Consider the following 15289-nt stretch of genomic DNA (forward strand, 5'->3'; position numbering starts at 1 on the left):
GTTACGATCGGGGATCCTAATCCCTTGGAATCTCGCGTGAAACCGCACGGCAGCAGCAATGGACGCGGGAGGCATTCGACTGCTGATTCGATCGAGAAATAGCGTCCCGCTTGAAATGCGGCTGCGAGCAGTGCGGGAAGAAAAAAGCCAGTTGGCCTGTAAGCCGGGTTCTGTATGGCCCCGCCCCCGGAGGAACGGAACGTGGCAGCCATTCATCTGGGACTGCGCTTGCGCGCAGCCTCTTGCAACCCACCCGGATGACGCGCCTGGAAACCGGCTGGGCGCTCGCGCACCCGTGTCATCCCTATTCGGTCTTGCTCCCGGTGGGGTTTGCCGTGCCGTCCATGTTGCCATGTCCGCGGTGGGCTCTTACCCCACCCTTTCACCCTTACTCCGCAAGCGGAGCGGTTTGCTTTCTGTGGCACTTTCCCTAGGGTCGCCCCCGCCGGACGTTATCCGGCACCGTGTTTCCGTGGAGCCCGGACTTTCCTCCCCCCGCGGCCTTTCGGCACTTGCGGGGCGCGGCTGCCCGGCCAACTGGCAGAGGGGTCATTAGCCGACCGAAGCGGCAAGCGCCAGAAAAATCGACGCTTTCAGCCTACGCTTGCGCGGATCAACGGTACGAAACCGCAAAGTCGGTTTCATATTCGGGGGCATCAAGATGCCCTTCCATGACGAGCGCGGCACCGAGCCGCCCGATCTCGTCGGAACTCTTCGCTGCCTGTCCATTGCCACCAGTCACCACGGCGACGCGATGGCTCGCGAAGCCTATATAGGGATAGCCATGCCGCGTGAACGACGTGACGCAAGGCGCAAAATGCGTCGCAACAGGCTGAAGGTCCGGCATCACCTCGGCGAGCAGTCCCCGCATATGATCGGCCGCGGGCCCGCTGCCGCCGTTGCGGAACCATTCCCTGACCGCCGGTTCGCTCGCAAGCACCCGGTCGATCGGATCGCCGCCGATCTTGATGTATTGTTTGCCGTCCGCATAGGCGACCGGCGGCAGCAGGTAATAGCTGCGCTCCTGCCGCGGCGCCGCGCCGATCAGCGACGGCATGCCCGCGAAGCGGGCGAGGTCCTCGGCACCGACCTCGGCGAACAGCACCGTGCGCGCTTTCACACTTAGATCGATCGGCCGCGGCAGCAGCGTCTTCGACAGCGAGAAGCCGCCGGCCGCGACAAGGACACGCCTCGCACGAACCGTTTGGCCGTCGACAGTCGCAACAGCGACTTGATCGGAATGTTCATCGACGGAAGCCACCTCGGAACGGATGACCCGCGCGCCCGCTCTTTCCGCAAGCAGCGTCTGCGCCCGCACCAGCGCCCGGGGGTTGATGTGGCCCGCGCCGCGCGCCTCATGGATACCGCCATAGCCTTGCGGAAAACGGAACCAGGGAAAGCGCTGAGCGAGAGCATCGCCGGAAATCAGCGGCGCCTCGACGCCGAGCCTGTCCCGAGCGTGCGCGACCTTATCCAGATAGTCGAATTCACCGCCAGGCGCCGGTGCTGCGATCAGGCAGCCAACCTCCGCATAGAAGTCGATGCCGCTCTCGGCGGCGATCACCCCGTAGCGGTCGATCGAACGGCGGGCAAGACGGGCCCAGACCGGATCTTCGTCGATCGTGCGGGTAATGCGGGCATTGTCGTAGTGGCTGGCGAAAACACCGCCGTGGTTGGCCCAATCTTCCGGCTCGTCCGGGCCGATGAGCACGACACTTGCGCCGGCGATGCTCAAATACCGCGCGGCCGCAGCGCCCATCATTCCCTTGCCGACGACGGCGAAATCAACGCTTTCCGACATGCCCATCCCCGACGGTTCACTTCGCCGGGAATAACATGCCGCAAAAGCAATCGCACCGAATTCCTTCGGGAATTAACGCTGTGCCGGAACGCAAGACCTTTCCGGCCACGTCCTTGGACCGGGATCGATCCAAGGCAAGTTATGGGTCAGTTCGGGGACGGAACCGCCCCCACGGAACCGACGATTCAGCCCTTAGTTCAGGATGCTCTGAACCTTGCCGCAATAGCGCTTCGATACCGGGTTCATGCGCGTGGCGGCGTGGCCGGCATTGTATTTCAGGATGGTGCCGCAGGTTGAGCCGTCCGAAAGCTCCTGCGCCTTCGCCAGATACATCATGCCGAACTTGATGTTGGTTTCCGGATCGTAGAGGCCCTTGGCGGAACCGGAATAGCCCATCATGCGGGCAGTGGCGGGCTTGATCTGCATCAGCCCGATCTCGCCGGAGGTGCCACGCGCATCCGGGTCGAAGTTGCTTTCGATTTGAACGACGGCGTGAGCGAGGCCGGCGGGGACGCCAAATTGCTTGGCGTAGGACTGGATGAGGATCGTATATTGCGAGCCCGTCGACAGGGATAGGTCGGGCTTCGGATACCCTGTTGTTCTGGTCACTGACTGAAGCGAAGAGGTCTTGATGGTTTTGTCGACATCCCCTGCATACGACATACCCATCCCGGCGAAGGACATGCCAAAGCATGCCGCCACCGCAGCAACAGACGATATTCTCATTTAGTTTGAAGTCTCCGGTCTGGGGAACCGCTCGCAGCAGCGCACCCCGCCGCCACGACCGAATTTCCCGATCGTTTTTATTGACAAAAGAGCGGCGCGGTCGCGCTGCATCCCCTGCAGTTGATGCAGGGAAAATGAAGGGGCCATCATGGTAAACATGTGGCAACACAAAAAAATCGCGCAAGAAAGTGGTGAGCGCGCTAAATTAGCGCCCCCAAAAATCGTCGCCTAAAGGCTGAGATTCGGGAGGGCGGAAAGTAGACGATGAAGCGTGTCGATGGTCGAAACATCGGCGATTCCGTCCACCCTCGCCTGACGAAAATGTCGCTGGAATGCGGCCACCGCGCCTTCTGTCTTCTCACAGAAATCGCCTGTTACTTCAATCCCATAGCCGTAGAGGGACAACAGCGACTGAATCGCCTCGACCGGCTGCCCGCGGTCGCCGCGCTGGAAAAACCGGCCGCCGCCGACGGGCGCCGGTTCCACCCAGTGGCCGACCCCCTTGGCGTGCAGCGCATGCCAGGGAAATTTTTCTCCCGGATCGACCTTGCGAATCGGTGCAACATCGCTGTGCGCAAGGACCCTTTCCGGGGCGATGGACCAGCGCTCGCCACAGTCCCGACACAATTCGGCGACCGCTTCGATCTGTGCTTCAGGGAAGTCCGGCAGCCCGCCCGGATGGCCGGCATTGGCGATCTCGATGCCGATCGAACAGGAGTTGATGTCCGTCTCGCCCTTCCAGAAGCTCTTGCCCGCGTGCCAGGCACGCCGCTCCTCCGCGACAAGCTGGTCGATCCGGCCATCCTCATGAACGAAATAATGGCTGGAGACCTGGCTTTCCTCGCGGCAAAGCCAGTCGAGGGCCGAAGCGGCGGTCTCCATGCCGGTATAGTGCAGCAGGATCATATCCGGGCTGCGCCCGCCCGCCCGCTCACCGTGATTGGGCGACGGCAGCAGGCGTGCACCGGGAAAATCGCACGTCTTCGCTGTCATGCCGCGCGGCGTTCTTTTTCGATTGCCTCATAGGCTGCGTTGAGCGCCGCCATGCGATCGTTGGCGATCGCATGAAACTCTTCCGGTACGCCCTGCGCCACCAGCATGTCCGGATGGTTCTCGGACACCAGCACGCGATAGCGCCTGCGGATCTTGGCGAAATCGTCCTTCGGCGACACGCCCAGCACCTCATACGGATCGCGTCCCGTGAGATGGACATGGCGCGTCATGATGCGCTGGAAATGCTCTTCGTCCATCTTGAAGATCTCCGCGACCCGCATGAGGAACGCGAGTTCCTTATCATGCACGGCGCCATCGGATTTCGCGATATGGAAGAGCCCGTCGATGATGTCCTCGAGGATCGGGCAGTTCTTTTCGCAGGACGAGCACAGCGACGCCATCTTTTCGGCATAGGCCTCATAGCCCGCAACGTCCTGACGCGCGAGGTTGTAGAGACGCGCAACGTTCTGCGCCTGATCCGCGGGAAATTTGAAGATATCGCGGAAGGCGGCAACCTCGGTCTCGCTGACGATACCGTCCGCCTTCGCCATCTTCGCCGAAAGCGCGATCATCGCGACCGAGAACGCGACCTTGCGCCGTGTTTCCGGGTCCCCTTCAAAAAGGGTGCGAACGGCCTCGACCACGCCCGCGAGCGCATTGCCTGTGGCCGTGACGATTTTCAGCAGGCTGTCCCAGAATGACATATGTGCGATTTTTCCCTGTCCACCACGCAGCATGACCCGATGTGGTGGCGAAATGCAAGCGGCCGATCGCCGGAAACACCACGGATGACGTACTTGTGATGGCCCCTCAATAAATCATATAGCCGTAAATCTCAACCTATTTCGAAGTATAGTCGCGTCGACGAGTCGACATCAGACGGCACGGACTTTTTGAAGCATCCACAGGCCTGTCATTTAACTTCCATCGGATTTGCGCTAGACCACGATGTCCTTGAATGAGCAAGGACCATGAACATGACCGGCTCCGCTGAGCCGTTGCCAGTGCCGAATCGCCGAGGAGGAACCATGGCCAAGAAGAAAGTCGCAATGCTGACGGCGGGCGGGCTTGCGCCCTGCCTTTCATCCGCTGTCGGCGGCCTGATCGAACGGTACACCGACATCGCGCCCGACTACGAACTCGTTGCCTACCGTTCCGGCTATCAGGGTCTGCTTCTTGCCGACCGTATCGAGATCACCAGGGACATGCGCGAGAAAGCGCATCTCCTCCATCGCCACGGTGGTTCGCCGATCGGCAACAGCCGCGTGAAGCTTACCAACACAGCCGACTGCGTGAAGCGCGGTCTCGTCAAGGAAGGCCAGAACCCTCTTCGGGTCGCCGCCGAAAGGCTGGCGTCGGACGGCATCACGATCCTGCATACGATCGGCGGTGACGACACCAATACGACTGCCGCCGATCTTGCCGCCTATCTCGGCGCGAACGGTTATGACCTGACTGTGGTCGGCCTGCCGAAGACGGTCGACAACGACGTGGTGCCAATCCGCCAGACGCTCGGCGCCTGGACGGCGGCCGAATACGGCGCGCGCTTCTTCGACAATGTCAGCAACGAGCAGAGCGCGGCGCCGCGCACCCTCGTCGTCCACGAAGTGATGGGCCGCCACTGCGGCTGGCTAACGGCAGCAACCGCGCGCGCCTACATCCAGATGGCCGAAGACAAGGAATATGTCGACGGCTTCATGATGAACGCGCAGATGAAGAACATCGACGGCCTTTACCTGCCGGAGATGAAGTTCGATCTCGAGGCCGAGGCCGAGCGCCTGCGCAAAGTCATGGACCGCGCCGGTTTCGTCACTCTGTTCGTCAGCGAAGGCGCCTGCCTCGACGCGATCGTCGCCGAACGCGAGGCGGCCGGCGAAACGGTCAAGCGCGATGCTTTCGGCCACGTTAAGATCGACACGATCAACGTCGGAAACTGGTTCTCGAAGCAGTTCGCTGCCCTTCTCGGTGCCGAACGCTCGATGGTGCAGAAGTCCGGCTATTATGCCCGCTCTGCGCCCGCCAATGGCGACGACCTGCGCCTGATCCAGAGCATGGTCGACCTTGCGGTCGAGAGCGCGCTCAACAAGGTCTCCGGCGTCACCGGCCATGACGAGGACCAGGGCGGCAAGCTACGCACGATCGAGTTCCCGCGCATCAAGGGAGGCAAGCATTTCGACCCGTCGACCAAATGGTTCGGCGACGTGATGGACGTCATCGGCCAGAAGTGGCAGGCGGCGGACTAGCATGATTCCTCAAATCGGAATCGATTTGAGGATAAGATCATGCACAATTCAAAGTACTGCAGCGACTTTTGCGTGTCCCGAAGGACGCGCGGCGCTGTGAGCAGCGCCGCTAATTACAGTTGACGGCTCCGCGCTTGCGTGGCTCCCTCCCGGTTCTTCCCAGGAAGCCATTCAAGCGCGGAGCCTTTTCATGTCCTTCGAACACTGGTTTGCCTTTGCGGCCGCGTCGGCGGTGCTACTCGCCATCCCCGGCCCGACCATTCTTCTCGTGATCTCCTACTCCCTCGGCCACGGCCGCAAGACCGCGGGCGCGACCGTCGCCGGCGTCGCTCTCGGCGACTTCACCGCCATGACCGCCTCGATGCTTGGCCTTGGCGCCCTGCTCGCCACGTCGGCCACCATCTTCACCGTCTTGAAATGGGTCGGCGCCGCTTACCTCGTCTGGCTCGGCATCAAACTCTGGAAGGCACCGGTCGGCGGCGAAGAAGCCGATGGCGCGGCTTCGGCGGAAAGGCCGCGGCGCATCTTCCTGCACGCCTATGCCGTCACCGCTCTCAATCCGAAGAGCATCATCTTCTTCGTCGCCTTCCTGCCGCAGTTCCTCGATTTGTCGCGGCCGCTCTTTGCTCAGATGGCAATCTTCGAGGCGACGTTCCTTATGCTCGCGACACTCAATGCAGCGCTTTATGCCTTTCTCGCCGCGGCCGCGCGAAACACGATCCGCAAGCCGAATATCCGTCGCGTGGTCAACCGCACCGGCGGTTCGCTGCTGATCGGCGCCGGGTTGCTGACGGCCGGTCTGAGACGGGCCGCATCGTGAAAATCTCCCACGCGCTTGCCGCAACTGACGGCATAGGTTAATGGAGATTCAAGCGCGGTGGTTGGCATCCACTGATTTGCGGGGGCTACGGGGCCCAGAAGCACGAAAGTGACACGATGGCTATATTCCGTATCTCCCTTACAAAACAGGCATTTACCGCCGCTGCCCTGGCATCGGTGGCCATTGCCTCGGGGTGCTCCACGGTCGAGCATACGTCGCTTGAAGAACTCACCGCCGTGCAGACAGTCACCCCCATCGCGAAGCCCGGGACAGAATTGTCGGCCTATGCCCTGCCGACACCGGACGGGGCGGCGACCGTAGCTTCGACAGCCCTTACTCAAACGACCGCCGGTGAGACGACACCGGGCGCGAGCGCTGCAGCCGTAACGGACGTCGCGGCATCGACGACAACCGCGGTGGCAACCGCAGCGACGGAGACCTCTCCGATAGCGGCGACCGCGACAATGCCGGCCAGCGATGCAACGCTGGCCTATGCCGCTCCCCAGAGGGTTGCGATTCCGACCGCCAAGCCGGGTCAGGCATTCGAAGTGGCGATGGCAGGGCCGGCCACATCGGCCGAGCTTGCAGAAAAGCCCGCCGCCGCGCCCGCAGCCGTGCCCTTCCTGGGGGTTGCCGCGGCCATGGAATCGGATTTCGACACGGGCGAGCCGGTCGGCCTCGAAACGCTGGTCGCCAACCGGATGATCGTTCCGACGGCGCGGCCGAACACCGGCGTGATCGGCTCTGCCGTCGGCGCCGTCGCAAGCGTCATCCCGGACTCGCTGAAGTTCTCAAAGACGCCGACCAGCTCGCGTCCGGAACTCGACCGGCTGATCAAATATTATGCGGAGCTGAACGGCATTCCGGTGGAGCTCGTGCACCGGGTCGTCAAGCGCGAGAGCAACTACAATCCCCGCGCCTACAGCAAGGGCAACTTCGGCCTGATGCAGATCCGCTATAACACCGCCAAGGGGCTTGGTTATGAAGGCCCGGCCGAGGGTCTGTTCGACGCGGAAACCAATCTCAAATACGCGACCAAGTACCTGCGCGGCGCCTGGATGGTTGCCGACAATCAGCATGACGGTGCCGTGAAGCTTTACGCCAGCGGCTACTATTATCACGCCAAGCGCAAGGGCCTGCTCGACGACCTCGACATGCGGTAAGCGCCCAAGAGTCCTCGGCAAACAGCGTGAAATTGATATCCGAGGCGCTCAATCGAGCGCCTCTATTATTTTGGCATTCAGCTTCTGCACGTCGTAGCCGGTGCGCGACGGTGTGAGACCGAGGCGGACGACAGCCAGCCGCAGAGAGGGAACAAGCATGATCGCTTGTCCGTCGTGCCCGAGCATCCAGAACGTATCCGGCGGGAAGTTGCCTGTGCCGGCGCGGATGCCGTTTTCCTGCAGCCACACCTGTGCGGAGCCATAATCGCCGCCGGACGCCGCCGATGGCGTGCGCATGAAGGAAACATAACCCTCCGGCAAAATCCGCCTGCCCTTCCAGCTTCCGTCATCCAATAGAAACTGCGCGAAGCGCGCCCAGTCCTGCGCCGTCGCATACATGTAGGAGGAACCGACGAAGGTGCCGCTCGCATCCGTTTCCATCACGGCGCTCGTCATGCCGAGCGGGGCGAAGAGCGCTTTGCGCGGATAAGCGAGCGCTTCGGCCGGATCGTCGAACGTTCGCATCCATAGCTGGGACAGAAGATTGCTGGTGCCGCTCGAATAGCGGAATTTCTTACCCGGCTGCATTTCCAGCTGCTTGGACGCCACGAAGCCGGCCATGTCGCCTTCGAGATAGAGCATGCGCGTGACGTCGGTGACGTCGCCATAGTCCTCGTTGAATGCGAGCCCGCTCTGCATCGCCATGAGATCGGCGAGCTTGATCCGCGACCGATCATCGCCGCTCCAGGCTGGCAGAAGATCGCTGCGGGCAACGTCCATCTTTCCCTCGCCGATCCGCAGGCCGATCAGCGCCGCAGTTACCGATTTCGTCATCGACCAGCCGAGCAGAGGCGTCTCCCGATCGAAGCCAGGGCCATAGGTCTCGGCCACCAGCCGGCCGTCCCGCACGACGGCGATCGCCCGTATGCCCGGACCCGCCAGACGGGCCTCCTCGATGACGCCCTGAAGTGCCGAATCGATCTCGGCCTTGCTGCCGTCGGGCCAGCCGATGGCCGTATCGTGAACCCTCGATGCTCCTGTCTCGGCCCCTGCCTCCGAACCCGCAAGCGCTTGCGCGCCGCTGTCATCGACGTTGGTACAACCATATCCCGGCCTATTGACCGCTCGGCCGGGCGCGGCAAAGCCGAATATGCGCGCCGTCACGCTCTCCCTTTCGCGATCGACCGAGACGCGGACGAACTTCAACAGCGGATGGCCGGGCGCCTGCACGTCTTCCGCAAGAACGGCTTGCGGATCGCGTTTGGCAAGGAAGACATTGGAGCAGACGATCTTGGCGGCATAGCCGTCGCCGACCTTCAGAAGCTCCGGCGGGAACAACACCAGCCAGCCGCCGATCCCCGCAACACCGACGACCACCGCCCCGGCGATCGCCTTCAGCAACCGTTTCATGCGCGTCCTCCCGGCTCCAGCACCACCACGTTTCCGCCGCGCGGCAGTCGCGAGAGAAACAGGATTCCAGCGAAAGGAAAAGCCCTCGGAAGCCTCGCGGCTGTGCGAAACTCCGTCATCAAAGTGTAGCGGAGTCACTTTAGAAGCGGCTAAGTTTCAACTGGATGACAGGCAAAGATGACCGAACTCGCCCCCGACGCCGGCTTTGGCAGGAAGAATCCGAAGCTGAAAAGCGCGCTGCTGCAGCACAAGCCTCTCTCCCTCGCCGGCCTGTCGGAACGCCTGTTCGGGTTGCTTTTCTCGGGGCTCGTCTATCCGCAGATCTGGGAAGATCCGATCGTCGACATGGCGGCAATGCAGATCCGTGCCGGACACCGCATCGTGACGATCGGTTCAGGCGGTTGCAACATGCTGACCTATCTCTCAGCCGGTCCCGCCCATATCGATGTCGTCGATCTCAATCCCCATCATATCGCGTTGAACCGGCTGAAACTTGCCGCCTTCCGCCACCTGCCAAGCCACAAGGATATCGTGCGCTTTCTCGCCGCGACCGACACGAAGTCGAATGTGCAGGCGTTCGACCTTTTCCTCGCTCCTAATGTTGACGCGGCGACCCGCGCCTACTGGAACAGCCGCGCGCTCGACGGACGCCGCCGCATCGACGTCTTCGGCCGCAACATCTATCGCACCGGCCTGCTCGGCCGTTTCATTGCCGCCAGTCATCTGCTCGCCCGTCTCCACGGCATCAACCCCGAGGAGTTCGTCCAGGCGCGCTCGATGCGCGAACAGCGCCAGTTCTTCGACGAAAAGCTCGCGCCGCTATTCGAGCGTCCGGTCATTCGCTGGATCACCAGCCGCAAGAGCTCGCTTTTCGGCCTCGGCATCCCGCCGCAGCAATTCGACGAGCTCGCGAGCCTGAGCGATGAGAAATCGCTGGCCGCGGTGCTGCGCCAACGCCTTGAGAAGCTCACCTGCCACTTCCCGCTTCGCGAGAACTATTTCGCCTGGCAGGCCTTCGCGCGGCGTTACCCGCTGCCGCATGAAGGTGATCTGCCGGCCTATCTGCAGGCGGAGAACCACGAACCGATCCGCGATCATGCCGACCGCGTCGAGGTCCACCACGCAAGCTTTACCGAATTGCTGGCCCGCAAAGCGGCTTCGTCAGTCGATCGTTACGTCCTGCTCGATGCGCAGGACTGGATGAACGACCGACAATTGAACGACCTTTGGACGGAGATCACGCGCACCGCCGACAGCGGCGCCGTGGTGATCTTCCGCACCGCGGCGGAAGCGAGCATCCTGCCGGGCCGCGTTTCCCCGGCTCTGCTCGACCAGTGGCATTACAATGCCGAGGCGTCCACCAAACTCGGTGCGGAGGACCGTTCGGCCATCTATGGCGGCTTCCACGTCTATCGGAAGAAAGCATGAACGCCGCCCGGCCCTTGGAAAACAACCACGCCCGCCTGATGGACCAGATGTACCGCTACCAGCGCTACATCTATGACTTCACGCGGAAATATTACCTCTTCGGACGCGACACGCTGATCCGGGAGCTCGACCCGCCGGCGGGCGCCTCGGTGCTCGAGGTCGGCTGCGGTACAGGCCGTAACCTTGCCATGATCGGCGAACTCTATACCGGTAGGCTCCTCTTCGGCCTCGATATTTCCGCGGAGATGCTTGCGACCGCGAGGGCAAAGCTTCGGCGTCAGGGCCTGTGTAGCGTAACCCTGCGCGTCGCCGATGCGACGAATTTCTCGGCCACCGCCTTCGACCAACCGGGCTTCGACCGCATCGTCATCTCCTATGCGCTGTCGATGATTCCCGAATGGGAGAAGTCTCTCGACGCCGCGATCGCCGCGCTCAATCCGGGCGGCTCGCTTCATATTGCCGACTTCGGCCAACAGGAAGGCTGGCCCGGCGGCTTCCGCCGCCTGCTCCAGGCGTGGCTGAAGCGCTTTCACGTGACGCCGCGCGAGACGCTTTTCGAGGTCATGCGCGAGAAGGCGAAAACAAACGGCGCAACGCTCGAATTGAAGTCGATCGGCCGGGGATATGCCTGGCTCACCGTCTATCGCCACCCGGATCGAAACGGCGCCCGATAGCATTTTGCGTGGCCCCGGCGGGCGCCCGCTCGCGCCAGCGAATGTTTGCCCGCTCGCCGCTGCCGCAATTCCCGCTTGAGCTAACTCAATTTTTACGATGATATGGTGAAAATGGGGCACGCCTCCGAGGGGAAAATCACCATCATGAAAGCCATCGCGTGAGGCAGGATCGTCGATCGTCTCGAAACGGGAACCCCATGCGCCGGCTTCTCCTGGCTTTGCTGCCTGTTGCAACCCTTCTTTCCGCCTGCACCTCAACCGACTACGACCTGGTACAGACCGCTTCGATATCACCGCGGTTCCAGGATACGGACCCGCAGGATTTCGGCGGCCGCAATCCGCATCGTCACAACATCCACGGCATAGACGTTTCCAAGTGGAACGGCGACATCGACTGGGCACGGGTCAAGAATTCGGGCGTCTCCTTCGCCTTCATCAAGGCGACGGAAGGCAAGGACAGGGTGGATACCCGCTTCAACGAATATTGGCAGCAGGCGCGCGCTGCCGGAATTCCCTATGCGCCCTACCATTTCTATTACTTCTGCTCCACGGCGGACGCCCAGGCCGACTGGTTCATCGCCAACGTGCCGAAGAGCGCTGTCTATCTGCCGCCCGTGCTCGATGCAGAATGGAACGGTGAATCGAAGACCTGCCGCTACCGCCCCTCCCCCGAGACCGTGCGCGCCGAGATGAAGCGCTTCATGGACCGCCTGGAGGCGCATTACGGCAAGCGGCCGATCATCTACACCTCCGTCGACTTCCATCGTGACAATCTCGTCGACCAGTTCAAGGACTATCACTTCTGGGTCCGCTCGACCGCCAAGCACCCGGGTGAGGTCTATGTCGAGCGCCGCTGGGCCTTCTGGCAATACACCAGCACCGGCGTCATCCCCGGCATCCAGGGAAGCACGGACATCAACGCCTTCGCCGGGTCCGCGAAAAACTGGCAGAAGTGGGTGGCGGCGGTTTCGAGATAGACGGCAATTGTCATTCAGATTGCTCGCACAAACCCCGCATTTCTTCATTCGGTCATAATGCTCTGAGAGAGCTTCGGCAGACTTCTTGCAGCGCCGGCGTCTCTCGGACGCATAAGGATCGCTGGGGCATTTCGAATGGCTGCCTGTTTCTCAAATCGATGCCGATCTGAGAACGCGGGCATGAGACAGATTGCACGCTCGCCGGCCTGTCGGGGCCGCGCGGCGAAGGAAAGGAATTATGATGACAGGCACGGCCCGCAAAGCTCTTCTCACCCTCGGACTGCTGGCGCTGACCGGCACGTCCGCGCTGGCGCAAACCCAACAGCAGACGCCGCCCGTAGCCTGCGGCGGTGATCTCGCCACGTTCCTTGAGGGCGTCAAGGCCGAGGCGGTTGCCAAGGGTATTCCGGCCGATGTCGCCGACCGTGCGCTCGCGGGCGCTGCGGTCGACCAGAAGGTGCTGAGCCGCGACCGCGCCCAAGGCGTGTTCAAGCAGACCTTCACCGAGTTTTCCAAGCGCACTGTGAGCAAGGCCCGGCTCGACATCGGCGCGCAGAAGATCAGGGAATATGCCGACGTTTTTGCCCGGGCGGAAAGCGAATTCGGCGTGCCGGCGCCGGTCATCACTGCCTTCTGGGCGATGGAGACGGATTTCGGCGCGGTCCAGGGCGATTTCAATACGCGCAATGCGCTGGTGACGCTGGCACATGACTGCCGCCGCCCGGAAATGTTCCGGCCGCAGCTCCTTGCTGCGATCGAAATGGTGCAGCATGGCGACCTTGACCCGGCGACAACCACCGGCGCCTGGGCCGGCGAGATAGGCCAGGTGCAGATGCTGCCGGAAGACATCATCGCCTATGGCGTCGACGGAGACGGCGATGGTCACATCAATCTGAAGAAGAGTTCGCCGGATGCCATCCTCACGGCGGCGAAATTCATCCAGAGCCTCGGCTTCAAGGCCGGGCAGCCCTGGATCCAGGAAGTCAGCGTCCCGGAAAACCTGCCCTGGGAGAAGACCGGCCTGCAAGCCGGCATGACTGCCGGCGACTGGTTCGCGCTTGGCGTCGCGCCGCGTGACGGCAACACGGCGAGCAGCGGTCTTGAAGCATCGCTTGTGCTGCCGCAAGGTCGCAAGGGCGTCGCCTTCCTCACCTATCCGAATTTCAATATCTATCTCGAGTGGAACCAGTCGTTCATCTACACGACCTCCGCCGCCTATTTCGCGACTCGCCTTGCCGGCGCTTCGCCCTATCAGGGCGGCAATCCGGAACCCGGTCTCGGTGACGTCGAGATGAAGGCGCTGCAGACACGACTCCAGGCCCTCGGCCACGATGTCGGCAAGATCGACGGCATTCTCGGCTCCGGCACGCGCACCGCGTTGCAGAAGGAGCAACTGAAGCTTGGACTGCCCGCCGACGGCTGGGCAACTCCGGAACTCCTGAGCGCGCTCTGATCCGCTGCATGTTTCCTTAATCGGCCCCGATTAAGGATAAGAACATGCAGCAATTCAAAGAGCTACAGCGACCTTTGTGCGTCTGAAAAGACGCACGGCGCTGTAGCATTCCGCTCGTCATCGGACAACCGTGGCGGGCACGAGAACATGGAACTGAGCAAGAAGCGGGTGGCAACGCCCGCTTCTTTGTATTACGGCTTGCGCATCACTTGCAGAATGGCACAGGCACGACCATGGGTTCACCGGCAAAGGCGATCAACACACAGATGACGATGCGCAACTGGGCGCTCCTGACCCTGCTCGGTCTTATCTGGGGTGGTTCCTTCTTCTTCGCGCGGGTTGCTGTTGCCCATGTGCCGCCCTTCACGCTGGTTCTCCTGCGTCTCGGTCTCGCGGCGCTTGCTCTCCACATCTACATTCGCGGCCGCTACGGCATCTATCCGGCGCTCAAGGAACGCTGGCCCGAATTCGTGCTGATGGGATTGATCAACAACGCAATCCCGCACGCCTTCATCTTCCTCGGCCAGACCCATATCGGCGCCGGACTCGCCGCGATCCTGAACGCGACGACGCCGGTCTGGACCGTTTTGGTCGCCAACATGGCAACGGACGACGAGAAGCTGAGCGCCGCCAAGATCAGCGGTTGTTTGTTGGGGTTGGCGGGCACCATCGTGCTCATCGGTCCGAGCGCGTTTTCGGGTCTTGTCGGCAATTCCACAACGATCCCGCTCTGGGCACTTGTCCTGCCGGTGCTGGCCGCTGTCAGCTACGGCCTCGCCGCAACCTACGGCAAGCGCTTCCGCAGTCTGGCGCCGCCGGTGACGGCAGCCGGACAATTGACAGCGTCGACACTGATGATGTTGCCGATCGCCGCCCTTGCCGATACGCCCTGGACGCTGCCGGTGCCGCCGACGACCGCCGTGTTCGCGATCCTCGGCCTCGCCCTCGTCTCGACCGCCTACGGCTACATTCTCTATTTCCGGATCATGGCGGAGGCTGGCGCAACCAACGCTTCGCTCGTCACGCTGCTCGTCCCACCGAGCGCCATATTGCTTGGCTATCTCTTTCTCGGCGAGACACTGCAGGCGGTGGATATCGCCGGCATGGCGCTCATCGCGGCCGGCCTCGCCGTCCTCGACGGACGCGTCCTGAAGCTTCGTTATTCGACCTGAAAAAGAATCAAAAAAGGCTTCGTCATCGCCCACCGCGACGCTCACGCAGCATTACAAACGGTTACATTAACCCGCGCGAAGCAATTGTGAAAAAAATGTGGCAAGGCAGAAAATTAAATAATTTCCGTTGTTTAGTTCTGTGAATAACGCATTGTTACAGTCTGTCTTTCGCAGCGCAGCACAAGTTTCGCTTTCATACGCCGTTTTTTCGCCCTATGTTTTACTCGTCAACGCAGGGAGGATCATCTTATGGGACTTACACATTCGTTGAATGTCCTCATGATCAGTGCAGCGTTCGCATTCGTGGCCATAATGCTTTTTGTCTGAGCAGGGCCGCTGAGAAGTCCAAACCGAGACAAGGACTTTAATTTCCGGAAATCCATTTACAGCAAGATTTGTCAGGCAGGCCACTCGAGGATCCGGTCGACA

13 protein-coding genes and 1 other RNA gene are annotated in these 15289 nt (G+C 61.8%); 8 read left to right on the top strand and 6 right to left on the bottom strand.

Features of this window, described 5'->3' with window-relative positions:
* Positions 1-143: 143 nt before the first annotated feature.
* The 5 genes from rnpB to FKV68_RS14115 form a co-directional block, all read right to left on the bottom strand.
* An RNA gene (gene rnpB / locus FKV68_RS14095) (RNase P RNA component class A) lies at positions 144-541 on the bottom strand.
* 72 nt (positions 542-613) lie between these two features.
* A complete protein-coding gene (locus FKV68_RS14100; RefSeq protein ID WP_180938427.1) occupies positions 614-1801 on the bottom strand; it encodes an NAD(P)/FAD-dependent oxidoreductase in 1188 nt (395 codons plus the stop codon).
* A gap of 192 nt (positions 1802-1993) precedes the next feature.
* Positions 1994-2527 carry a lytic transglycosylase domain-containing protein gene (locus FKV68_RS14105; RefSeq protein ID WP_180938428.1) on the bottom strand — a complete coding sequence of 178 codons (534 nt, stop codon included), beginning with the start codon at positions 2525-2527 and terminating at the stop codon, positions 1994-1996.
* Between the two features lie 228 nt (positions 2528-2755).
* On the bottom strand, positions 2756-3520 hold the full coding sequence (locus FKV68_RS14110) for an N-acetylmuramoyl-L-alanine amidase (protein ID WP_180938429.1): 765 nt from the start codon (positions 3518-3520) through the stop codon (positions 2756-2758).
* On the bottom strand, positions 3517-4224 hold the full coding sequence (locus tag FKV68_RS14115) for a J domain-containing protein (RefSeq protein ID WP_180938430.1): 708 nt from the start codon (positions 4222-4224) through the stop codon (positions 3517-3519). Before FKV68_RS14115 ends, FKV68_RS14110 begins: the two co-directional genes overlap by 4 nt.
* A 324-nt stretch (positions 4225-4548) precedes the next feature.
* On the opposite strand from FKV68_RS14115, the gene FKV68_RS14120 reads away from it, so the two are divergent.
* From FKV68_RS14120 to FKV68_RS14130, 3 genes are all read left to right on the top strand, one after another.
* Positions 4549-5763 (top strand): pyrophosphate--fructose-6-phosphate 1-phosphotransferase, encoded by a 1215-nt coding sequence (locus FKV68_RS14120; RefSeq protein ID WP_180938431.1) that lies wholly within the window; start codon positions 4549-4551, stop codon positions 5761-5763.
* 190 nt (positions 5764-5953) lie between these two features.
* Positions 5954-6583 carry a LysE family translocator gene (locus tag FKV68_RS14125; protein ID WP_180938432.1) on the top strand — a complete coding sequence of 210 codons (630 nt, stop codon included), beginning with the start codon at positions 5954-5956 and terminating at the stop codon, positions 6581-6583.
* 116 nt (positions 6584-6699) lie between these two features.
* A complete protein-coding gene (locus tag FKV68_RS14130) occupies positions 6700-7746 on the top strand; it encodes a lytic transglycosylase domain-containing protein (RefSeq protein ID WP_180938433.1) in 1047 nt (348 codons plus the stop codon).
* A 48-nt stretch (positions 7747-7794) separates the two neighbouring features.
* Here the strand turns inward: FKV68_RS14130 and FKV68_RS14135 are convergent, their stop codons facing one another.
* On the bottom strand, positions 7795-9156 hold the full coding sequence (locus FKV68_RS14135) for a serine hydrolase domain-containing protein (protein ID WP_180938434.1): 1362 nt from the start codon (positions 9154-9156) through the stop codon (positions 7795-7797).
* Between the two features lie 177 nt (positions 9157-9333).
* On the opposite strand from FKV68_RS14135, the gene FKV68_RS14140 reads away from it, so the two are divergent.
* The 5 genes from FKV68_RS14140 to FKV68_RS14160 all read left to right on the top strand — a co-directional run bounded on the left by FKV68_RS14140 (position 9334) and on the right by FKV68_RS14160 (position 14860).
* Positions 9334-10584, top strand: a complete 1251-nt coding sequence (locus FKV68_RS14140; protein ID WP_180938435.1) for a BtaA family protein — start codon at positions 9334-9336, stop codon at positions 10582-10584.
* A complete protein-coding gene (locus tag FKV68_RS14145; protein ID WP_180938436.1) occupies positions 10581-11258 on the top strand; it encodes a class I SAM-dependent methyltransferase in 678 nt (225 codons plus the stop codon). The genes FKV68_RS14140 and FKV68_RS14145 overlap by 4 nt, the downstream gene beginning before the upstream one ends.
* Before the next feature lie 197 nt (positions 11259-11455).
* The gene (locus tag FKV68_RS14150) at positions 11456-12235 is read left to right on the top strand and encodes a glycoside hydrolase family 25 protein (protein WP_180938437.1); all 780 of its coding nucleotides are present in this window, start codon (positions 11456-11458) and stop codon (positions 12233-12235) included.
* Between the two features lie 241 nt (positions 12236-12476).
* Positions 12477-13688 (top strand): lytic murein transglycosylase, encoded by a 1212-nt coding sequence (locus FKV68_RS14155; RefSeq protein WP_180941514.1) that lies wholly within the window; start codon positions 12477-12479, stop codon positions 13686-13688.
* 233 nt (positions 13689-13921) lie between these two features.
* Positions 13922-14860, top strand: a complete 939-nt coding sequence (locus FKV68_RS14160; protein WP_180938438.1) for a DMT family transporter — start codon at positions 13922-13924, stop codon at positions 14858-14860.
* The last annotated feature ends 429 nt before the right edge of the window (positions 14861-15289 follow it).

This window comes from Sinorhizobium mexicanum (assembly GCF_013488225.1).
In the GTDB taxonomy this organism is placed as follows: domain Bacteria; phylum Pseudomonadota; class Alphaproteobacteria; order Rhizobiales; family Rhizobiaceae; genus Sinorhizobium; species Sinorhizobium mexicanum.